Origin of the sequence: Paenibacillus sp. MER 180, assembly GCF_023713665.1 — a bacterium.
GTDB lineage: Bacteria > Bacillota > Bacilli > Paenibacillales > Paenibacillaceae > Paenibacillus_B > Paenibacillus_B suaedae.
Window position 1 is genome coordinate 137,432 of the sequence record NZ_JAMAVT010000011.1, and the last position, 21,845, is coordinate 159,276.

17 protein-coding genes and 1 pseudogene are annotated in these 21,845 nt (G+C 47.3%); 11 read left to right on the forward strand and 7 right to left on the reverse strand.

The features are described 5' to 3' along the window. Positions 1-28 precede the first annotated feature (28 nt). From M3661_RS18720 to M3661_RS18740, 5 genes are all read left to right on the forward strand, one after another. Complete coding sequence (locus tag M3661_RS18720) at positions 29-739, forward strand: response regulator transcription factor (protein WP_065291301.1); 711 nt, start codon at positions 29-31, stop codon at positions 737-739. Further along, complete coding sequence (locus tag M3661_RS18725; protein ID WP_251487500.1) at positions 732-1,799, forward strand: sensor histidine kinase; 1,068 nt, start codon at positions 732-734, stop codon at positions 1,797-1,799. The genes M3661_RS18720 and M3661_RS18725 overlap by 8 nt, the downstream gene beginning before the upstream one ends. Positions 1,800-2,058: 259 nt before the next feature. Next, positions 2,059-2,970 (forward strand): ABC transporter permease subunit, encoded by a 912-nt coding sequence (locus M3661_RS18730; protein ID WP_251487503.1) that lies wholly within the window; start codon positions 2,059-2,061, stop codon positions 2,968-2,970. A gap of 4 nt (positions 2,971-2,974) precedes the next feature. Then, positions 2,975-3,886 (forward strand): ABC transporter permease, encoded by a 912-nt coding sequence (locus M3661_RS18735; protein ID WP_251487506.1) that lies wholly within the window; start codon positions 2,975-2,977, stop codon positions 3,884-3,886. Between the two features lie 303 nt (positions 3,887-4,189). Continuing rightward, the gene (locus M3661_RS18740; RefSeq protein WP_251487509.1) at positions 4,190-5,479 is read left to right on the forward strand and encodes a Gfo/Idh/MocA family protein; all 1,290 of its coding nucleotides are present in this window, start codon (positions 4,190-4,192) and stop codon (positions 5,477-5,479) included. A gap of 153 nt (positions 5,480-5,632) precedes the next feature. Here the strand turns inward: M3661_RS18740 and M3661_RS18745 are convergent, their stop codons facing one another. The 3 genes from M3661_RS18745 to M3661_RS18755 all read right to left on the reverse strand — a co-directional run bounded on the left by M3661_RS18745 (position 5,633) and on the right by M3661_RS18755 (position 8,857). Further along, positions 5,633-6,844: an MFS transporter gene (locus M3661_RS18745; protein ID WP_065291297.1), complete on the reverse strand. Its 1,212-nt coding sequence runs from the start codon at positions 6,842-6,844 to the stop codon at positions 5,633-5,635. 442 nt (positions 6,845-7,286) lie between these two features. Further along, positions 7,287-8,129, reverse strand: a complete 843-nt coding sequence (locus M3661_RS18750; RefSeq protein ID WP_251487511.1) for a 1,4-dihydroxy-6-naphtoate synthase — start codon at positions 8,127-8,129, stop codon at positions 7,287-7,289. Positions 8,130-8,131: 2 nt separating this feature from the next. Then, complete coding sequence (locus tag M3661_RS18755) at positions 8,132-8,857, reverse strand: futalosine hydrolase (protein WP_397376532.1); 726 nt, start codon at positions 8,855-8,857, stop codon at positions 8,132-8,134. Positions 8,858-9,233: 376 nt separating this feature from the next. Here M3661_RS18755 and M3661_RS18760 point away from each other — a divergent pair, with 376 nt between their 5' ends. Together M3661_RS18760 and M3661_RS18765 are read left to right on the forward strand one after the other, a co-directional pair. Beyond that, positions 9,234-9,989 carry an acyl-[acyl-carrier-protein] thioesterase gene (locus M3661_RS18760; protein ID WP_021255333.1) on the forward strand — a complete coding sequence of 252 codons (756 nt, stop codon included), beginning with the start codon at positions 9,234-9,236 and terminating at the stop codon, positions 9,987-9,989. Between the two features lie 198 nt (positions 9,990-10,187). Further along, on the forward strand, positions 10,188-11,327 hold the full coding sequence (locus M3661_RS18765; RefSeq protein WP_285853103.1) for a phosphodiester glycosidase family protein: 1,140 nt from the start codon (positions 10,188-10,190) through the stop codon (positions 11,325-11,327). A gap of 68 nt (positions 11,328-11,395) precedes the next feature. Here the strand turns inward: M3661_RS18765 and M3661_RS18770 are convergent, their stop codons facing one another. After that, the gene (locus tag M3661_RS18770; protein WP_065291294.1) at positions 11,396-12,001 is read right to left on the reverse strand and encodes a pentapeptide repeat-containing protein; all 606 of its coding nucleotides are present in this window, start codon (positions 11,999-12,001) and stop codon (positions 11,396-11,398) included. 427 nt (positions 12,002-12,428) lie between these two features. Between M3661_RS18770 and M3661_RS18775 the strand changes: the two genes are divergently transcribed. After that, entirely contained in the window at positions 12,429-14,360 is a 1,932-nt protein-coding gene (locus M3661_RS18775) for an ATP-binding protein (protein WP_251487520.1), read from the forward strand. A 79-nt stretch (positions 14,361-14,439) separates the two neighbouring features. On the opposite strand, the gene M3661_RS18780 is transcribed toward M3661_RS18775, so the two are convergent. Together M3661_RS18780 and M3661_RS18785 are read right to left on the reverse strand one after the other, a co-directional pair. Beyond that, positions 14,440-14,682: an NHLP leader peptide family RiPP precursor gene (locus M3661_RS18780; protein WP_021255329.1), complete on the reverse strand. Its 243-nt coding sequence runs from the start codon at positions 14,680-14,682 to the stop codon at positions 14,440-14,442. 66 nt (positions 14,683-14,748) lie between these two features. Next, a complete protein-coding gene (locus M3661_RS18785) occupies positions 14,749-15,687 on the reverse strand; it encodes a hypothetical protein (protein WP_028531994.1) in 939 nt (312 codons plus the stop codon). Between the two features lie 505 nt (positions 15,688-16,192). Between M3661_RS18785 and M3661_RS18790 the strand changes: the two genes are divergently transcribed. Then, on the forward strand, positions 16,193-17,041 hold the full coding sequence (locus M3661_RS18790) for an EcsC family protein (protein ID WP_251487523.1): 849 nt from the start codon (positions 16,193-16,195) through the stop codon (positions 17,039-17,041). A gap of 175 nt (positions 17,042-17,216) precedes the next feature. Here M3661_RS18790 and M3661_RS18795 read toward each other — a convergent pair. Then, positions 17,217-17,381: pseudogene (locus tag M3661_RS18795) on the reverse strand (DUF438 domain-containing protein); the annotation flags it as partial. A 500-nt stretch (positions 17,382-17,881) separates the two neighbouring features. On the opposite strand from M3661_RS18795, the gene M3661_RS18800 reads away from it, so the two are divergent. Then, on the forward strand, positions 17,882-19,627 hold the full coding sequence (locus M3661_RS18800; protein ID WP_251487526.1) for an ABC transporter ATP-binding protein: 1,746 nt from the start codon (positions 17,882-17,884) through the stop codon (positions 19,625-19,627). Next, on the forward strand, positions 19,620-21,476 hold the full coding sequence (locus M3661_RS18805) for an ABC transporter ATP-binding protein (RefSeq protein ID WP_251487528.1): 1,857 nt from the start codon (positions 19,620-19,622) through the stop codon (positions 21,474-21,476). The genes M3661_RS18800 and M3661_RS18805 overlap by 8 nt, the downstream gene beginning before the upstream one ends. The last annotated feature ends 369 nt before the right edge of the window (positions 21,477-21,845 follow it).

A 21,845-nucleotide genomic window follows, 5' to 3' on the forward strand; every position in this document is an offset into this window, starting at 1 on the left:
GCTCTACAGAAAGGAGAGTAAGGATGGGATGAGTCAACGGATATTAGTAACAGATGATGATACGGACATACGAGATGTGCTCCGCATTTACTTGCACAATGAAGGCTATACCGTGTTCGAGGCAGTAGATGGAGTTCAAGCATTGGAGCTGATACAGCAAGAAACCATTGATCTTATAATTCTTGACGTGATGATGCCGAATATGGATGGTATGCAGGCATGCATGGCTATTCGTCAACATACGAAGGTGCCGATTATCATGCTCTCCGCCAAAGGAGAGAGTCTGGATAAGATCACGGGACTTCATACAGGCGCGGATGATTATATCGCCAAGCCATTTCATCCGATGGAGCTTCTGGCGAGGGTAAAGGCTCAATTGCGCAGACAATCCTTCGCGGGACAAGAAGAACGCATCATGCAGGTGCCCCCGATTTCAGATGAAACGTTTATCGAAATAAAGGATTTATGCATATATCCGGAACGGCATCTCGTTATTGTCCGAGGGAAGGAAGTGCTGCTCACCCCTACTGAATTCTCGATATTGGAGCGGCTGGCACGGCGGCGGGGACATGTATTCAGCATTGATAAGCTTATTGAACTGGTCTGGAAGGAAGACAAATTTATCACAGACAATACGGTGATGGTGCACATCCGCAATATTCGAGAAAAAATCGAAGAGAATCCTAGAGAGCCTCAATATATTAAGACCGTATGGGGAGTGGGGTATCGGATTGAGTAGAAGGATATGGTCGATGCTGCATGGGAAGCATAACATCCGAGGACGTTTGTTCTGGTTTGCGCTTCTCAGTTTGTTTTGTACCTTTATTACAATGGCGCTCATGGATACGGTATCGTCCTATTTAATAGGTCACGGTGTCAGTCCATTAGTGTTTCTATTTCTATACCTTGCATACTTCTTTCTCTTTACACGCGGTTTACTACGAGATTTGAAGAGATTGACAGAGGGGATTATGTCTATTGCCGAGGGGGATCTGCAATCCCGTGTAACCTTGGATAGACAGGATGAACTCGGTATTATCGCAGATTCTATTAACCATATGGCGGGACAGTTGCAGCGGATGATAGAGAAGGAGCGTCTTACCGAGCAGATGAAGATGGAGCTTATTACAAATGTCTCGCATGATTTACGCACACCGCTGACGAGTCTGATTGGATACTTGAACTTGTTGCAACAAGAGGAGGCAGCAAGCAAGGAAGAGCAGCTGCGCTACCTTCACAATGCATGCCGGAAGACAGAACAGCTTAGCCAGCTGATCAATGATTTGTTCGAATATACAAGACTAGCTGACAATCGAGTGGAGACCGAGCGCTCTCGTCTTGATTTGAGCGGACTGTTGCGCCAATTGCTTGTTGAATTTGAACCGTTGGCAAGAGAGGCGTCGCTCACGATTCGGCTTGTCCATGCCTCCCAACGTGCGATAATGATAATGGCAGATGCAGAGCTGCTTGTTCGAGCAATGGATAACTTGCTAATGAATGCGTACAAGTTCTCAGTAAGGCCCGGAGAAATTACGGTGCGGCTCTGGGAGCAGAATGATACAGTATGGCTGGAAATAGAGAACTGGGGGCAGCCTATTACGAAGGAACAGGAGCAGCGATTGTTCGAGCGGTTCTATAAGGCGGAAGCCTCTCGTAACGATCAACACGATAGCCCCGGGGCGGGTCTCGGCCTATCTATTGCCTATCATATTGCAAGACTGCATCGTGGTCAGCTCAGCATGACGCATGAGGAGGGGAAATTCACGTTCCGTCTGGAGCTCCCGCTGGACGAACAGTAACAATGAATAAGTCTGGCCCCCCCTATACCATGAGGTCAATAGAATAGAACTAGTAGAAGAGAGTACATTTCCAGTTCATTTGGGAATGTGCTTTTTTATGATGTGAAGGGGAAGATGATCACCCAAGCAAGCAACAATCATAGAAGCAATCTATTTGATGGATAAAATAACCATAAAAGAATTGCATCGTCTTCACATTGCAGGAATGATATGGTATCACTAGCATATGGATCGCGAGAGAATCACTCAGGAGGAAATTATGAATCTAGTACTGCATATGGTGAAGTCACTATGCCTCAGCTTTTTTGCATTGATCATGATAATGCTCGTTGTCCTATTTCCACGCAAGCTGGACATCGGCATGGAAGGCTACAAGATGACAGCGAAGTATCATTTCAGCTGGTCGCAGTATGCCGAGAACATCACAGGATTTATACGCGGTATCTTTGTTGACAATACCTTAGGCGTAACTCGTTACGGGGAAGCTGTAGGTTCTGAGGTGCTGACAGTGATGGGGAACAGCCTAACTATTATTGTGATTGGCTTTCTATTAAGTTTTATATTGGGCTTGTTGAAAGGGATTGTTGACTATAAGCTGTCCAAGTCGAAGTGGAATGTGATCGGGAACGGAACGACTTGGTTGTTTCAATCGGTGCCCGACTTCATGGTCGTGCTGCTCATTCAATGGTTTGTTATTCGATACATGCCGTTTATTCATTTCTTTGAGCAAAAAGAATGGTATGCCTTCCTCATTCCATCTGTACTTGTATCCGTATATCCGGCTATGTATATTGCACGAATTACGAGCGCTGCAATTGCGGCGCAGGAAGGACAGATGTACATTCAGGTTGCCAAAGCGAAGGGAGTGGCGCAGCGAATGATTTTGTACAAGCACGTTGGCCGCAATAGTATGGGAACGATTTTATCCCACCTGCCTTCCTTGTTCGGATACACCCTGTCTAATTTACTAATGGTCGAATACTTAATGAGTTATCCTGGTGCAGCTCACCGTTTGTTCCAAGCGATTGATTATGATACTAGCTTCGGATCGGGAGTGAATTATGAGCCGGGTGTCATTATCGGAATTGCTTGCTGTTTTACGATTATGGTGGTGCTAGTTCAGTGGATTGCCTTGCTGGCCAAGCGTTCCATCACGCCGACATCGAGATAAAGGAGTGCCCTCATTGAAAAACTACACACTATGGATCGGTGGGGCAATGCTCGCCTTGGTTTTATTTGTGATGTACCTTGGCCCAGAATTGCCGTTCATAGACAAGTCGCTTACACCCGAAAAGCATAGATGGTCAGAGCAGGGCAAGCTCATGCTGCCTCCCTACAAAGCTTCGGATCTGAACTGGCTTGGCTCGGATAAGAAAGGCGTCGACAACTTGAGCAAGCTCGTGGTTGGAACCAAGGAGACGATCTATATCGTCTTCTTCATTGCTCTGCTGCGCTATATAATTGCAGTGCCATTAGGCGTGCTCGCGTATAAGCAGAAGGGAGTTGCTCATTGGCTGGTAACAAGCTTGAATCAGATATTCACGTTTCTGCCTGTTATTTTCTCAGCTATTCTATTACTGAGTATGCCGTTCATCCAATATTCGAGCAATCGTATTCTATGGGTAATCCCAATTCTCGCTTTGCTTGAGGTGGGGCGAGTGGCACATATTGTGCAGCAGCAAGCGAACCATATCTCGCACGAATTATTTGTAGAAGCAGGAGAGTCGCTTGGATTAAGTGGATGGCGCCTGGTTCGAAATTATTATATGCCGTCGCTCGTACCAGAGATCGTCATTAATTTTTGCATTGATTTGGGCAAGGTCATGCTGCTTATTGGACAATTAGGTGTGTTGAGTATTTTCTTGACGCACAATTGGGCCGAGGTTGATTACTTCACCATGAAATTTTTGAATACAAGCACCAACTGGGTGTCCTTGCTTGCAGAGACGCGCGCGGATATTTATTTAAGCAAGTTCACTTTCGTATTTTATCCCGCGCTCGCTATTCTGTTCACGGTGCTCACCTTCAATCTATTGGGAGAGGGCCTACGACGCCACTTCAACCGCCGCATGGGCTCCTATTTATAGAAGACAGAGAGACGCAATACAATGCGAATTTTGAAATCATCACGTTCGACAGAGACAGAATCCAGCAGGCAGAGAATCGAGCGGAGACAGACAAATCTGGCTTGGCGTTATGCAGAAGGATAGCAAGCTTAGCTTCTTCGTAGAGTGGGAAGAGCAGGATGTCTTCATGACATACGATGTTCATAAATAGAGTGGGGAAATGCATTGCTCCGATTGGATATTTGCTTTAGATTATAGAATTATAGATAAAGAAAAATATCCCAATCACAACGAGATGATTGCTTAATGGAGGGTGCCGGAGAGATGAGTGTGAAGGCCATCTTGCTAGGAGCAGGGGTGCGAGGAGCAGATGTATACGCACAGCATGCTTTGCAATTCCCAGAGGAATTAGAAATTGTCGCGGTTGCCGAACCGGACGAGGAGAGGCGGGCGGTGTTCGCGCGCGAGCATCATATTCAGGCGGAATATGTATTTTCGGATTGGAAGGAAGCACTGCAAGGGGCACGCTATGCGGATGCGGTGATGATCTGCACGCAGGATCGCATGCATTACGAAGCGACGATGATGGCACTGGAGCAGGGCTATCACGTGTTGTTGGAGAAGCCGATCTCGCCTTCGCCTGAGGAATGCGTCGAGATTGAGGCAGCTGCGAGACGGTGCAACCGGATCGTTCTTGTATGCTATGTGCTGCGCTACACACCATTCTGGTCCTCTATCAAGCAGGTGATCGATGCAGGCAGCATTGGGAGGATCGTGAATATTCAGTTATGTGAAAATATCGGCTTCGCCCACATGGCCCACAGTTATGTACGTGGCCATTGGAGTAAGACGAGCGAGTCTAGTCCGATGATTTTAGCGAAGTCATGTCATGATTTAGATATTATTCTGTGGCTCATGCAGCAGGATTGCAGGCGGCTGACGTCCTTCGGCTCGCTGTTCCATTTCAGGCGGGAGAATAAGCCGGCAGATGCGCCGCTCTATTGTACAGATGGCTGTCCGCACGTTAATGAATGCTGTTATGCAGATTTGAGATATTACTTGGGAGAAGGTCGTCGTCGTGCGCTGCATTTTACGAAGGATCCAACAGATGAGCATATTCGGGATGTGATTCGTGAGACGCCTTATGGGCGGTGTGTCTTCCAATGTGACAATGATGTCGTCGATCATCAGGTGGTCAATATGGAATTTCGCAACGGAGCTACGGCATCCTTTACCTTGTCAGCCTTCACGCATGACAGCTCGCGAATGGTGCAAATATCAGGAACGAGCGGGGAAATACGCGGTAACCTAGAGAAGCAGACATTCATAGTATATGATTTTGTTCATGATACTTCACAAGAGATGCATGTCCATGATGAGGGGCGCGAAGGCTGTACGGTCATGATGCATGAATTTTGCCGTCTCGTATCGCAGCCGCATAATAGGAGCGACCTATCGGTTGTGCTGCGCGGCTCCGTGCAGAGCCACATGATGGCGTTCGCTGCGGAACGCTCCCGATTGCATGACGGAATGCCTATGGATATTCAGCAGCTGACGCGATATTACCAGCAGGTAGTCAGCAAGCCCTTGGTAGGTACATGTTCAGAACGGTAATGTTCCAACGATCACTCGATAAAAAAGAGAAGGGGCTCACCGACGTATGTAAAAATTACGTTCGATGCAGCCCCTTGTTATTGTAGAACGATGATTGTAACCTCTTCATAAGTCTTCCGCAACGTAAACCTGTAATTTCTGAGGATTACATGATTACAACTCTTTGCTTGTTCCTGCGGCCTTCACTGGAACGCGGTCACCACGCTGCGTCCAGAACGCCAACCCCATCGTTGCAAGCAGCAATATACCCGTGACCCAAAATACCATGTGGATGGAGAACACACCACTAATCGCTCCCCCAACGAGTGGGCCGAGCATTCCGCCAAATTGATTCGCGGTCTGATTCAAGCTGAAGGCGCGTCCACGGAAATCACTGTCTGTTGTCCGCACCACGAGTCCGTTCAATGCTGGGAACACAGCGCAGAAGAAGATGCCATATGTAAAGCGGATAATCGAGAACCACCATATATTTTGAAACGGAATTTGAGCGAGCGTACCGATACCGCCCGCGAGCAGGCCGATAAGAAGGACCTTCTGGAAGCCGATGCGGTCGGCAAGCTTACCCCATCTTGCTGCGAACAGAATACTAGCTATGCCAACAAGAGAGAATACGAACCCCGCTACTAATGAGGCGTCCTTCGCTGAATGCCCGATTTCTACAATGTAGAGGGGGAGAACAGGCTCTATCGTCATGACCGAGAATTGGGTCAATAGGGACAGCAGAAGTACGATCATGAACGGACGATTTACGGATGCGATCCGAATGGTATTGACGATCGAACTGCTATCCTTCGTTGGAACGAAGTTCTCTTCTTTTACCCAGAAGATGACGAGCAATGTTGCAATCAAACACAAGATGCCTGCACATGCGAACGTCAGACGGCTGTCGAACAGCTTCGATAAGATGCCGCCGAGGAGCGGTCCCATTATTGTACCGGTTGCAGTGGCGGTTGCCATCATCGACAAGGCATAGCCGACCTTTTTTTCAGGTGTACTGGTGCCAACAAGGGCAATCGATCCAGGGATGAACCCTGTCAACAGGCCTTGCAATATACGGATCGTTAATAGCTGGTACTGATTCGTAACGAAGGCTAGCATAATATAAGTTACGAATAGTACAATTCCGGCCCGGATAATCATTGGCTTGCGTCCATACTTGTCGCCAATCGCTCCCCAGAACGGAGAAGAAATGGCACCAGCGAAAAATACGCTGCTGAACAAAATCCCTGACCACAGCTCAATATGATCCTTTACACCAATTTGAATCAAGAAGAGCGGCAGGAATGGGACGACCATGGAAAAGCTTGATGAGACGATGAATGTACCAAACCATAGAATCCATAAATTTTTCTTCCATGTTTCCATTGGACTTTCACTCCTGTAGTTGTTTTCAGCAAGAGAGCGATTCCTTCGGAGTGTGTTGTTCCTAGAATCTCGTTTCTATTTGCCTACTTACTTTAGCAATAAACTATTATACACGACCCGCCTATGAAAAGCTTCCAACGTTTGCATATGCAAACTCGCTGTATCGTATGCGGTGACATGCCGAATGGACAGCATATCCTTTCATAATGGGCATATGATCGAAGAGTCGACAACTGAATAGGGGGGCGTATATAGAAGGGACAGATTGTCTTCCTAACTTGAACTTATTCATCTGCTGTCTCCCGTAGGCGCCTAGCGATATATCAGCCAAGTGTCTATCACTGTCGGCAGCGAAAGAAGCAAAGAGAGCGCCCGCGTAATTTGCGGGCGCTCTACTTCGTAATGGTATAGTATACCTAGCGTTCGCGAATCACACTATAGACTACAAGCGAAGTGCGGCTAAATCGAAAGCAGGCACGAGACCTTCCTTCGCTGCGCGGCCAAGCAGTGCTTCGACTGCAGCATAGCCGTCTTCACCTAAGTTTCTAGTAAATTCATTCACGTACAGGTTAATATGGGCATCCGTTACTTCAGGCGACATCTCCTGTGCATGAGCTAGGACGTATTCACGTGATGCTTCCGGGTGAGCCCATGCATATTCGACTGATGCGCGTGCCCAGCCGGCGATTGCGTTCACATCAAGCGTGCGGCGAGCGATTATGGCACCGAGTGGAATCGGTAGGCCGGTATCCGCTTCCCACCACTTGCCCAGATCGGCAAGCATCGTGAGACCGTAAGACGGATATGTGAAGCGAGCTTCATGAATAACTAGCCCTGCATCAATGTGGCCATCGCGAACGGCCGGCATGATCTGATGGAACGGCATGACGACAATCTCTCCGACCCCGCCTGGCACATTCTGTGCAGCCCACAACCGGAACAATAGATAGGCTGTAGATCGTTCACTGGGTACTGCGACACGGCGGCCAGACAAGCTGGATGGGTCAGCTGGGGTCGAAGTCGATTCCTTCGTCAATATAAGCGGTCCGCAGCCACGGCCAAGCGCTCCCCCACATGGCAGCAGGGCATACTCAGACAGTACCCAAGGCAATGCTGCGAATGAAATCTTGAGCACATCTAACCCGTTGCCGCTCGCTGCAAGGTGGTTCGTGATATCAATATCTGCATATGTTACATCTAACTCCGGGGCACCCGGTATAAGTCCATGTGCCCAAGCATGGAAGACAAACGTATCGTTCGGACATGGGGAATAGGCGATTTTCATGATTACAGCACCTCCACTAAAACTGCGCTGGCAGCTTCCAATGCATCCAGCGCTTCTTGAATCCGCCAAGCGGCACGATTGCGCGGGCCGACGGCATTCGATATCGCGCGTAGCTCCAGTACGGGCAGACCGAAATCCTGCGCCGCGGTTGCTACGCCATAGCCTTCCATGGCTTCAACGGCTGCTCCAGGCACACGTTCTGCCATTTGGGCTGCGGTTGCAGCTGTGCCTGTCACGGTTGCAACCGTGAGCACGGGGCCGGAACGTGCTGGCAGATTCGCTGCTTGCAGTGCTGTCGCTACTTGAGCGACAAGCCCAGCATCGACAGGAATGCGAGCAGAGCCGAAGCCAAGCTCGTCCAGACTGGAGAATCCCTCTGGGGTCTCCGCACCTAAATCAGCGGCAATGATGTCGCTTGCGACGACCAATGATCCAATCTCAGCTTGTCCGGGAAATCCCCCGCCGATACCGGCACAGATGACAAGTCGATAGTTGGATGAACCTTCATTTGCAAGCTTCCGAGCCGTCCGGGCTGCGGCCGCTGCGACACCCACGCCACCGAGAATGACGTCATATTGAGGATGATGCTGAAGGCCGCGCAATACGGCATCCCGCTCTGCTGCGACAGAAGTCACAATTAGAATGCGGCCCTCTGTTGGCTGTTCGGCGGCTTCAGCTGCACTAAAGACAGTTGAAACCGCTGCTGAGGCATCCTTCATTTCCTTCATCATGTTGGTCGCTCCTTTATGATACAAGACAAGCGTTTCACACACACCGTCTATCGCATCGGAAAAATTATATATCGATTTACTTCCTTCAAATTATCTTCTTCCTCAATTTCTGTAAAGAGGGGATTTATTGTGTAAAGGGGATAATCTATGCTTGCTTCTTATCTTATGTTTATACTAACATATCATAGGATGGTTTATGAATAGAAGCATTTACGATTACCAAGTGAGCTCAGGATCGTGAACAGGTTTCCGCAGTGGAAGCAGCGGTTTAGCAGATCAATATCGGTTATGATATTGTTGGGCATGGAATGACTGATGCAGATAGATGGACTCAAAAGCAGGCAGATGATTGTTCAGAAGGAGTTGATTAGAAGTGGTCTCAAATCGTTGGAGTGAGCAACATGAAGTATCATCTGATAACTGTGATTACAAGCGCGATTGTCGCTTGTCGACATTAATGGAGTGGATGCAGCGGGCAGGTGATTCCCATCTTGCATCGCATGATGTATCCATGGACGAATTGGTAGGCAGCGGCATGGCTTGGATGCTGTTGACCGTGGATTTGGAACTGATGAGAATGCCGAAGTACGGAGATGTACTTCAGTTGGATACATGGCATAAGGGAGCGAGAGGCGTTCAATGGCTGCGTGATTATGTGGTCTACGATGCAGAGCATCAGCAAATTGCTCAATCCCGCACGACATGGGCACTTGTTGATCTGAATAAGCGGCGTATTCTTCGGGCATCCGCATTTCCTTATGATGTTCCTGTCAATAATGAGGATTCTGTGGGGGAGATGCCTGAGAAGGTTGCCATACCAGAAGAATCCTCTCTTCGCCTTGCTTATACCCTCCACGTAAGACAGAGCAGTATTGATATGAACGGCCATTTGAATAATGCCAGATTTGCTGATATATGCTTGGATGCGATGACGCAAGAGGAATTGGAACGAGGTGTGTCGCGCTTCCGAATTACGTACCATAAGGAAATCATTCTCGGGGATCAAGTAGATGTATACCGTTCTACTGGTGAAGCGCTGCATGCAGATGATCGCCGCTGCTTTATTCGTGGACAAGCTTCGGATGGCAGTACGTTGTTCGATGCTGAAGTTGTTTATCGAGAAGAATAGCTGCTGGATAGATGGTGCCGGGGATTGGGGAGCGCTAACGTTGCGCTCCTCTTCTCTGTGACAATGACATCAATCGTCAGAATGATCGGATTACGTCGGCTAATTGACATTATTGTCGAAAAAAGACATCGTCTTCAAAAGGATGATATGATACTATATTCCTGAAAATGGATTTTTTCGCCTGGGAGAGTGCAGAAATTGAAAAAAATAATGACAGCAGTTCTAGGGATAGCCTTAACTTTTACATTCATTACACCACATGGGCAAGCTCACGCAGATGCAAGTTCATATGGGGTTATGGATACGAAGGCATACCGTACTTACGTCCCGATACGCTATTTGAGCGATAAGCTGCACTATCAAGTGACATGGGAGCCTACGAGTAAGCGCATAGAGGTGGTAAGCGACGATAATTATCTGGAGATGACATTAGGTACAACGCAGGCATATGTCAACGGAATGAATACGGAGTTGGAAGCAGCCCCATTCCGAGCAGGGGGGACGACTTATGTTCCAGTTCGGTTCGTCAGCGAAGCAATGAACCTGTCTATGGAATGGGACAAGAACGGATCGCTTGTCCATTTTTGGAATGGGGACAGTCATGTTCGCTTGCCTATTGTCTCGAAGCAGCGAATCAACCAAACATCGTCAATTGAGAAGAGCTGGCGAGCATTCAAGGTCGGGAACAAGCGGGTGACGACCACGATGCTGACCATAAATCTGCTGCATCCTCATATACGTCTCGGCGTAGGAGTGGGTTACGGAGGAGAGGGCTCGGTCGATAACCTCAAGCATATGGCAAAGCGTAATTATGCAATCGCTGCGATAAATGGGGGCTACTTTGATGCTTATTCCAATTCGAAGGTGAAAGTCCCGTATGGCTATGTAGTTAGAAACGGAAAAATGATACATAACGGCTCTGGCGATAAACGAAGTGTGCTTCTGTTCACGAAAGATAATCAAGTAGAGATGATCCCGGGGCCATCGTTCATAGATCGATTCCAAGAAGGGGATGTGTACGGAGCTTTGCAGGTAGGGCCGCGTCTTATTACAGACGGCAAGATTACCGTTAATCTGAAGGGCGAAGGCTTTAAAGATCCGAAAATATTGAAGCACAGCAGCATACGCAGTGCGGTTGGTATAACAAAGGACTACAAGCTAATGATCTTGACTACATCCAGCGCTACGATTCCAGAGCTTGCTAAAGTGATGAAGCAGGCTGGCGCTTATCAGGCGATGAATTTGGATGGCGGAGCATCAAGTGGCCTTTATTACAATGGAAGATATATGACATACCCTGGGCGGAACATTAGCAATGCGCTGCTCATTTTTAAATAAAAGAAGTACTGAAAAACAGCCGCAAAATTGCTATATTAGCAGACTGCGGCTGTTACTCTATCTACGAATCAATCTACCTTGGCTCCGTATGCTCTAGCAAATGCAACGGCTTGAATCATATCAATTCGGACTTTGGTAAGTTCCAGTGCTTTGAAGTTCACTCCGTTCATCTCAGCACCCCGCAAATCTGCACCAGCCAATTTGGTTTTGGTGAGATTTGTACGGGTTAGATCGGCATCCCGTAAGTCAGCCTTCTCCAGCTTGCTTTCAGTCAGGTCTGCCTCCATGAAGCGAACACCACGCAAGTTCTGCCTCGTTAAGTTCGCATGGCGCATATTCGTATACGACCAATCTCCTCCGATAATCGTTATACCATCCCATAATACATTGGTGAAATCCGTCCCTACCATTTTGCATTCTGCAAATTTGGCCGCGAATAAATTCACTCCTGTGAACCGGCAATTCGTAAATGCACTGTGCGTGTGTGTAGAGCCATTGAGCACGACTCCGGTGAAATCACAGTCAATAAATTGACAGCTTGTTGTCACTGCTCCATCCAGTTGTGCACCTCGAAAGCGGCAGGAGGTAAACGTGCAATTGCGTAGCTCAGACTCGCTCCAATTGACATAGCTAAAGTCGTTGCCGTCGTACTGTTCTTCTATATAAGTTGTCATAGGATACTCCTTTGTAGATTTCATACGATATCGTTCATCTATTCCAGTAGTTATCGTAACAAGGAAATCTACCTGTTTGCAATGATGCAAATATTACGAGGGGACACATCATTGTGTGGTCGTATCCATGTAAATATAGGTTCAACGGATAAAACCATGAAAAAATACATTTCGACATTCTTTTTTCGACAGTCATCTCGCTATTGTTTGTATATACTTTCTCTATGTCTTTTCCCAGCCATAGATCGACACAGAAGTGGAATGAACCGGCATTTTCAACAAGATCCATGAAGATTATTATATTTTATGGAGACGCGTATTAGAAATGGTTCAATTTCCAGATTCTAAGCAGGATTTTACATATTTTTGTTGAAGTATTGCCCATATTGGATATGGAATGATCCTTGAATACATACAGGGGTGTGAAATGGGATTTAAAAACTGGTTCACGCGAGGTATTTTCATAGGCCTCATTATATTGGTTATTGGAGCTATAACATCGCCTTCTCTATTATCCACACAACCAGAACCCACTAAAATAACGATTACCCAATGGGATGTAATATGGGAAAAGCAGCAAAGTGCATGGAAGGACATTGTAAGGAGAACAGAGGGATGGGAGACAATTGATCTTCAATCAAGCGTCCCCCTAAAGCCACAAGGAAGCCAATCTGCATGGTATCGAATTTCTCTCCCGCCTGTACATTGGGATCAACCCGGGTTATACATAAGTATGTTATATGGATTTGAAGTAGATGTATACTCGGATGAAGGTAGAAAGCTGTACCACTCTGCACGTGATTATGGATCTGACGTATATCAAATTCTTGTGCCGATCAGACCATCCTCTAATAGTCAACATGTATATATCCATACGGCTACAACGGTAGAACGAATTGGAATCCAGAAATCAATCATCATCGGCAATTACCAAGAAATCATTCAAGATTATGCGAATCAAGGGCTCATAGATATTTTACTAGGTAGTTCATTGGTGTTTATCTCCATTGTAATGCTTATTTGCGTCTTTTCCCTTCGTAATATTGACGTGCCCAGTTGGTTATCTCTTAATATCGTAATCATGGCTGTTGGTATTATCATGATTACGAACTCTAAGTTTATTCATACTTATTTCGGCGAATATGGGAAACTGACTGTCATCTTATTTGACATCGCCATGCAAGCCCTTTCCCCAGCACTAACTTATTATTTCGAGCAAATTACTGGGCCCGGACCATTCTCAATTACATTGAAAATCAGGAAGTTTCAAGTTGTTTACTCTATACTCATGCTTGTGTGCCTGTTTATAAATATACTATCTAATAATCAGTTCTATGGTTTTTTTTACTTTATAACCGTCAAAGTGTATGCAGTCCTAATTGTCGGGCAATTGTGCTTGCTGACGGGGCTTTCTATCGTATACGCTATCCGAAAAAATGTGGACGCGATATTGTTTGCAATTGGCTTTACTGTTTTTGCTATTGTGACATTAGGAGAATTAGTTTGGTTTCTGCTTCATTCTGGCCAGTATGAACTTACCATTTGGAAATGGGGAGTTATTGCCTTTATCATTGCCTTCATCATGATTATGGGCAGAAGAATCGTTGCGACGCATGAACAGGTTATTCAATATTCCAAGGAGCTTGAAATGTACAACGGCAAGCTGCAGCATTCCGAAAAAATGCACATCATCAGCGAACTTGCAGCCTCTGTAGCCCATGAGGTGCGCAATCCGCTTCAGGTAACGAGAGGATTCCTCCAGTTGATGAAGAATCACTCGAATGACAAAGAAAAGGAATACGTGAAGCTTGCATTAACTGAGCTTGATCGCGCATCCGAAATTATTACTGATTTCCTCACTTTTGCGAAGCCGGAGCTCGAGGATGTCGTGATTCTAAATGTTGGGGAGGAGCTTAGGCAGATTGAGGGGATACTTATGCCGCTTGCAAATATGCAGGGTGGTGTTATCGAATTGGAAGTAGAGTCAAATTTATTGATTTACGGCAACTCATCCAAGTTCAAGCAAGTATTTATCAATCTGATCAAGAATAGCATCGAAGCACTGCAGGATGGCGGTATGATCCGAATAGCAGGGTATGAAGAAAGAGGGGCTATCATGATCTGTGTTCAGGATGATGGTGTAGGGATGGATCAGGAGGAGATAGCACGACTTGGCGAGCCTTATTTTTCGAATAAGACGAAGGGAACTGGACTAGGGTTGATGGTCACCTTCCGCATCGTTGAAGTTATGCAGGGAAGCATCCATTTTCACAGTGTGAAGGGGAAAGGGACAGAGGCGATAGTGCGCTTTCCTTCTGCACTGGAACAGCCACCTATTGCGCTTCATAGTGGTACTTAGACGATTATACAATAGTGAGAAGGGGCATTCCACAAGTCATAGCCTGACGAGGGAAAGCCCCTTTTTAGAGGGAGATTATTTACCAGACGAAACGGCGAACGCCTTCTGCAGGGAGTGTCTCTGCTGGATTTGGAGGTATGACGAGGACGAAGCGATCTTTTGTTTCTTCCTGAGTCGTTAGTTCAACATGGTCAGGAATCGAAATGCCTAGCACTTCTTTAATGGCAGCCTTCGGATCTTTGAGCAAGCGCTCCTTAAATGAAGGATCTTCCCAGGCCTTGTGAATGATTTGATTTTTGAAAAGTTGCTCCGTAGTTACCATGTGCACCCCTCCGTATATGGAATGAACTACACAGATAATGTAACACTTTGCCTGTTTTCTGAACTACTACTTTGTTACCGAATTCGACAACCAATACGACAATCCGCCCATCATCAGCACTTCACGCTGCTGTCGAATATGGTCGGCTTCTTCGACAAGAATGTTTGCTAGTGAACGGTTGAACTCTACAAGTTGAGGGGACGCTTCCGGCATGCCATCCAGCTTGGCTTGAAGTTTCAAAGCTTCTTGACCAAAGGAAGCGAGGATGTCGGATACGGTAATGGCATGTCGAACGAGTTCCTCGGTAAGTGGTTTATCTGTCGGAATCTGTTGAATAGAACGAATCCACGCCAGCAGACAATTATAGCTTCCATCTTGTAGATCTGTCTGCCAATCTGCCCAGTCATCGGTCATCTGCAAACAAACAAGCACAGTATCAACGGCCTCGTTTACATGCGGGAGCTTATCCTCCATACCCGTTAAGAAGAGCGCGCCGCTACTAGACAGCTTGACGAGGGCTGACTTGTGAGCGACCTTGAGGCGATCCGTCATAAATACATCCTGCTCACGCTCGCTTGTGACGCCATGAACCCACTCCCATGTGTACTGCCTGAAGCTGTCCCATAACGGGGACTGGGGAGGGAACATCTGTCTATAGATGTCGAGCAATTCGATATAGCATAGATTACCCAAGGCAAGCTGCTCGGCCTTATTATCGCAATCATTATCCATGACATCATCTTGGATAAAGTAATAGAGCATGCCGAATATGCTTGCAAGCGCCAGGCGGCGGCAATGCGCTGTCGAGAGTCCAGTCATGTCCTGCATCCAATAAGGGAGGCAGTAGCATATATAATTATTTGTGCTTCGATCGTTACTGGGATTGAATTTCTCTATATAGCGCAATCCTGCGTCATTCAGCGGGGCTGGGAATGCCTCGATGATACACTCGGCATCTTGAAAGACCTGTTCAATCTCGGAGCGGAACGGTTCGTACCAATGCATAGTATCCCTTCTTCCTATGTGATTGATGTTGCAATTCTGATATGTATGATGTTCGGACATGATGAGAAAACTGGCAGGCATGTGTAGCGTTTGTGAGTAGGATGGTAGCAGCATGAATGCATAAGAGCTAGGTGTGAGTGCGAAACAGATGCAGATGTTGATAGGATAGCTTGAATAGGAAATAGGAAGTAGGAAGTAGGAAGTAGGAAGTAGGAAGCTAGGAAGTTGAAGTCAGTTACCACCAGTATAGAGGAAGATTGGTTAAATCGACAAGAACATTGCTGACTACATGCAGAAGTCCATCTGGAGAAGTCTGTCTACAGAAGTCTGTCTAAAGAAGTCACATCTCGCTATGCTCATTTCGTTTCTACCTCGTCGCTCTCTTAGAGCTATCAAGGAACGGGATCTCAATCCGGGAAAAGGGACGCAACCTACATGAAGCCATTCCGTATTGGTATAGAAATACATGGTTTAATCTAATGCGGAGACGGAGAGATCAAGAGGAATGGGAGAATCGAGAGACGAGCTTCAACAGATGCTGCAAGCGATAGAGGAATGGGAACGAGAGCAGAAGGACTTATCCATATTCGAGAAGATAGGACGGCTGCCATTCGCGCTGCTGGATCGCTTCACTCCCAAGGGGATACAGAATAAGATTGCTGAATTGCTAGATGAGTTGGGAGGCTATCTCCATACAGGAGGAAGCTACCTCGTCCAGAAGAAAAGCATATTACAAAAGCTTCGTGCAAAGTGGGCAGAAGAAGATCCTGTTTCCCTGGCGGCCTCTACTGCGCAGGGGAATCCACTGGATCTGCTGGCTGTGAAGCAGATGCCTTTAGCTCTGAGCAACACAGTTGCGGATTCGGTGCGGGAATCCAATAAGAAGGTAGCATTTGCTCAAGGGGCAACGACGGGATTTGGCGGCATATTTACGTTAGCGGTGGATATACCTGCGGTTCTTGGGATCGCGCTTAAGGTGCTTCAGGAGACGGCGATCTGCTACGGCTTCGATCCGGATGATCCCAGAGAGCGGCTCTTTATTGTGAAGTGTATGCAGTTTACGATGTCCGACATAGTAGGCAAGCAGGCAGTGCTGCAAGACATTGGCGACTACGACAACCCGAATAGACTTCGAGACTCGGTGTCTGAAGTACAGGGATGGCGGGAGACGATGGTGTCCTTTACCGATAATTTTGGCTGGAAGAAGCTGTTCCAATCCGTGCCGGTTATCGGCATGATATTCGGTTCGTTTATGAACCGTTCTATGATTCATGACATGGCAGAGACAGCGCAGATGCTATACCGCAAGCGGGCAGTGCTGGAACGTCTCAATGCGCTGGATGACTGCTGCTAAGCGCTAGTTGCAGATATTGCTTGCTGCCCCTCCGAACCGATCCTTGAATGGCAAGGGGCTCAAAGGGGCAGTGGTTAGATGTAATGAGTTCGGCCCAGCGGCAGCGGCCTGCGGCACAATTCACGTTAAGCAGGCCGCGTACCAGAGAGGGCGATGATGGAGATCAGGAGACGCTCTAGGACATGATGCGCTTCTGTCCCTCTAGTGCTCGAATCTCGCTTACATTTTGCGTAAATTCTAACGTCCCCATATATTTCCCCGACTCGTCCCGAACAGCGAAATAGCAAATATAGACGAACTTATCCTTGAACGGGATCCAGAAATCCTCGACATCTTTTTTTCGCGATTATTAATAAGTTCGCTCATCGTATGTCTCCTTTGTCATTGAGATTCATTATCAATAATTCAATGCATGCTTAGATGATAGCAAAGAACAATACGGGACGATTTGATTGAGATCACATTTTGCTTTGCATAATTTCTGACGCATTTCTTTGAACGAATTGCATTTCCGTACCCAATCTTGGAACAGTACGGCTTATTTGTGCTGGCTAGGCACTTCATTTGTGTGTGGGGATAGGTGTGTTCCCATTTTGTAAAGAAGAGTGAGGAAGCATAGGTGTTATGTATGTAAAAATATGGTTTGTTAATGGCAGGTATTTCAATTACTATTTATGTACGGATATACACAGTGCGATGTAGAAATGAAGTGGATATCAAGGTACAGGAGTGCCGTAGACAGGCGGGCCCACATGCGGCTGATGAAGAGTCAGTCGATGCCGACATGGCCCAGTGCACGGTGCTGGTTAAACGAATATGAGACGGGATGTGATGCTATTCATGAAGGGAAAGACATTGCTGTTTAGTCATGTCCGTGCTCATCTGCCGCTCTATGTGACAGCTGTAGGCTGCATGGCGTTAGCCAATATCATTTACTCCGTATTCCCCACCTTGCTAGGGCGTTTCACTGATGAGCTGCAGATGCGGGGGCTGACGAAGGAGTCCGTGATTCATTACAGCTTATGGCTGCTTGGAGTTGCTATCGGATATGGCTCCTTGTTTGGAATTGGACAATATTTGAATCATCGCCTAGGACGTAAGTTTGAATTCAACACGAGACAGAAGCTGTTTACTCAATTTACAAGATTAAGTGAGCACTATTATTCGAATCACGGTGTAGGCAAGCTGCTCAGCTATTTCATGAATGATGTTACCTCGGTTAGAGAAACGATTGCCAACGGAGTGAACCAGACGACGAATGCGACGATCCTGCTCCTGTCAGTCATCATTATGATGGGGGTAAGTGGCATTCCGCTATATTTGGTATTCGTGTGCGTGCTTCCACTGCTTACGATTCCGCTGTTTGTCATTTATTTCGGCCCGCGCATTCGCACTCGTTCTCGTGCAGTGCAGGATTCCCTTGCGGCGATGACGGAGTCCGCAGAAGAGCAATTCGGTGGCATGAAGGTGACGAAGACATTCGCAGTTGAGCATGTGGCAGAAGAACGCTTCGGCGCAACAGTGGATCAGATTTGCAGCAATCAATTAGGACTTGTGCGGATGACATCTCTCTTCCAAGCGCTCATTCCGTTTGCTGGCTCACTTTCCCTCGTTATCGCAATAACGTATGGGGGTGTGCTGTCGATGCAGGGACAATTATCCCTTGGAAGCTTCGTTATGTTAACCCTGTATTTGCGCATGATTATGACACCCCTGCAGCAAATCGGCAATGTCATCAATGTGATGCTCCGCTCACGAGCTTCTCTTGATCGCTTGAACCGGCTGTTGAATGAAGAGCCGGACATCCGTGAATATGCGGGTGCTCAGCCAATCTCGGCGGACGATGCTGTGATCGAGATCAGGAACCTGACATTTGCCTATCCAGAGGAAAGTAGAGAATCATTAGCTGATGTGAATATTCAGATATCAGCAGGCAAGACGCTCGGCATTGTTGGCAAGACGGGCAGCGGCAAGTCGACACTAGTGAAGCTGCTGCTTCGCGTCTACGATCCTCCGAAGGGGACAATTCGGATCGGAGGCCAAGACATCTGTGAAGTTACGCTAGAGAGCCTGCGTACCCAAATTGGGTATGTGCCGCAGGATGGATTCCTATTCAGTACGACTATTCGAGATAATATTGCATTCTATAACCGAAATGCTGCAGACGAAGCGGTTGAGGAGGCGGCGAAGCAAGCGGACGTATGGGACAATATTATGGGATTTCCCGATCAGTTCTTTACGAAGCTGGGAGAGCGCGGCCTTACCTTGTCCGGCGGCCAGCGTCAACGAACGAGCTTGGCACGGGGAATGATTAAGAACGCGCCCATTCTCATTTTGGATGATAGTGTAAGTGCGGTTGATGTTGTAACAGAGACGACGATATTGAACAATCTCCGGGAAGTTCGAAAGGGCAAGACGAACATCATTATCGCACACCGGATAAGCGCTGTACGCCACGCTGATGAAATTATTGTCCTTGATCATGGGAGCATTGTGGAACGTGGAACACATGAAGAACTGATCCAATCAGGCGGCTATTATGCCTCGCTCAATACGATTCAAGAGGAGGGGAAGAGAAATGCCTGAACCGACAGCGAACGTGAAGGGCAGGAACAATCATCATCCTGCACAGTCCAAGGAGATAGGCTCACGCATGGCAGGGGCTTCTCCCGAGGAGCGCAGGCAATCGTTTCGCGCTATGTTCGCTTATGCGAAGCCGTATCGCTTGACGTTTCTCGCCATATTTTTATGTACATTCCTTGCAATTGGAGCGGATTTGCTGCAGCCTTATCTCGTGAAGATCGCGATTGACGATCATGTTTTGGCCGGGAAGCACGGCGTGGACACATTATTTCTGCTTGGCGGCAGCTATTTGCTTCTCGCACTGCTTAGCTTGCTGTTCACCTATATTCAGGCGAACCTGCTTCAGAAGGTGGGGCAGGGCATTGTCGGCCAGTTGCGGAAGGATCTGTTCAGTCATATAACGAAGCAATCGATGTCATTCTTCGATCGCCATTCAATGGGCAGCCTCGTAACGAATGTGTCCAGTGACACCGAGACGATCAACCAGTTCTTTACTCAAGTGCTGTTAAGCGTAGTAAGGGACGGCATGTCGCTTCTCTTGGTCGTGGCGTTTATGTTTTCGCTCCATGCGAGGCTTGCGATGTTCTGCCTTATCTTGTTCCCAATTATTTTTGCGATTGCGGTCGCTTTCCGGAAGGCGCTGCGATCTGCTTATCAGCGCGCACGGGGTGAGCTGTCAAGGCTTATCGGATTTTTGGCGGAGAATCTGTCGGGTATGGGCCTCATCCAGGCGTTCCATCAGGAAAAGGAGCAGACAGAGCGCTTCACGGCGCAGAATCGGAAGTATTTGCAAGAGAATCTGCGCGAGGTGCGAACAAGCATCATGTTCAACCGCTCGTTCGATGTGCTCGGCAATGTGTCAGTCGCATTCATCGTGTGGCTTGGCGGCATGGCTGTATGGGATACGTCATTGGCGTTCGGGGTTCTGTATGCATTCATCAATTACATTCGTCAGTTTTTCCAGCCAATCAACCATATTACCCAGCAGTGGAATACACTCCAATCCACAATCGTATCCATGGATCGCTTGTGGCGCATCTTCCGCATTCAACCTGAAGTACAGGATCCGAAGCCAGAGCAGGAGCATAATGTAGTTGCCTCTGAAGTGCAGGGCCAAGTCGACTTCAATCATATTCGCTTCGCTTATGTTGATGATCGCGACGTGCTGCATGATCTGGATTTGCACATCAAGCCAGGTGAGTTCATAGGCATCGTAGGCACGACGGGAGCTGGCAAGAGCTCACTTGTGAACCTGCTCGCACGCTTCTATGACGTCAAGCGGGGAAGTGTTGAGATTGATGGGGTTGATATCCGCCGACTGCCGCAGCATACGCTGCATCAGATTGTCGGACTAGTGCAGCAGGATCCATTTCTGTACTCGGGATCCATTCTTGATAATGTTCGCCTATTCCAGGATACCGTATCGCGGGAAGAAGTGATCTGGGCCTGCAAGGCGGTTGGGGCGCACGGCCTGATCAAGCGCTTGAAGCATGGCTATGATACAAGGCTGTCTGATCGCGGGAGCGGTCTATCGGCGGGAGAGCGGCAGCTGATTTCTTTCGCTCGGATTCTCGTGTTCCAGCCCCGCATTCTCATCTTGGATGAGGCGACGGCACATTTGGATTCTCATACCGAACAGCTCATTCAGCAAGCGCTTGAAGTGGTCTCAGAGGGTAGAACGACGCTCGTGATTGCTCACCGTTTATCGACCATTCAGCATGCTGATCGTATTATCGTCATGCGGCATGGCCGCGTTGCAGAGGAAGGGACGAACGAGTCCCTTATTGCACAGAATGGATATTATGCAGAGCTGATCCATCATTCGCGTTCGTACCCAAGAACAGCCGAGTAACAATAATCTGCTTACTACAATGCATCTTATCTCCTAATAGCAGTACAGAGCTAGAATGGGAGGTAAGGTGTATTTTCATTTCAGCTTATCCACTAGTTCTAGCACCCGCGACTTTATTCTAATTTCCGCCAAAGAAGTAGCACAGGATGGCTTATATCATCAAGTTTCAGTTCTCTCGCGATATCCAGCGTCAGTATTATCCTCTCATTCACTATTCAATCCTTGGCCGTATATCATGTGCCGGTACTCACAATTACTCTGTTATTTTATCTAAATTAAATATTAGATTATAATTATTATTGATAAATGTATCTCAGTGTGCTAAATTAATAACACACTTAATAATAATTATTATTATTTAAAACATAA

What these genes read in the sequence shown, in the direction of transcription:
- M3661_RS18720 (WP_065291301.1), top strand. Translation starts at nt 29, where the DNA reads ATGAGTCAACGGATATTAGTAACAGATGATGATACGGACATACGAGAT.
- M3661_RS18730 (WP_251487503.1), top strand. Translation starts at nt 2,059, where the DNA reads ATGAATCTAGTACTGCATATGGTGAAGTCACTATGCCTCAGCTTTTTT.
- M3661_RS18740 (WP_251487509.1), top strand. Translation starts at nt 4,190, where the DNA reads ATGAGTGTGAAGGCCATCTTGCTAGGAGCAGGGGTGCGAGGAGCAGAT.
- M3661_RS18745 (WP_065291297.1), bottom strand. Translation starts at nt 6,844, where the DNA reads ATGGAAACATGGAAGAAAAATTTATGGATTCTATGGTTTGGTACATTC.
- M3661_RS18750 (WP_251487511.1), bottom strand. Translation starts at nt 8,129, where the DNA reads ATGAAAATCGCCTATTCCCCATGTCCGAACGATACGTTTGTCTTCCAT.
- M3661_RS18755 (WP_397376532.1), bottom strand. Translation starts at nt 8,857, where the DNA reads ATGAAGGAAATGAAGGATGCCTCAGCAGCGGTTTCAACTGTCTTTAGT.
- M3661_RS18770 (WP_065291294.1), bottom strand. Translation starts at nt 12,001, where the DNA reads ATGACAACTTATATAGAAGAACAGTACGACGGCAACGACTTTAGCTAT.
- M3661_RS18775 (WP_251487520.1), top strand. Translation starts at nt 12,429, where the DNA reads ATGGGATTTAAAAACTGGTTCACGCGAGGTATTTTCATAGGCCTCATT.
- M3661_RS18780 (WP_021255329.1), bottom strand. Translation starts at nt 14,682, where the DNA reads ATGGTAACTACGGAGCAACTTTTCAAAAATCAAATCATTCACAAGGCC.
- M3661_RS18785 (WP_028531994.1), bottom strand. Translation starts at nt 15,687, where the DNA reads ATGCATTGGTACGAACCGTTCCGCTCCGAGATTGAACAGGTCTTTCAA.
- M3661_RS18790 (WP_251487523.1), top strand. Translation starts at nt 16,193, where the DNA reads ATGGGAGAATCGAGAGACGAGCTTCAACAGATGCTGCAAGCGATAGAG.
- M3661_RS18800 (WP_251487526.1), top strand. Translation starts at nt 17,882, where the DNA reads ATGAAGGGAAAGACATTGCTGTTTAGTCATGTCCGTGCTCATCTGCCG.
- M3661_RS18805 (WP_251487528.1), top strand. Translation starts at nt 19,620, where the DNA reads ATGCCTGAACCGACAGCGAACGTGAAGGGCAGGAACAATCATCATCCT.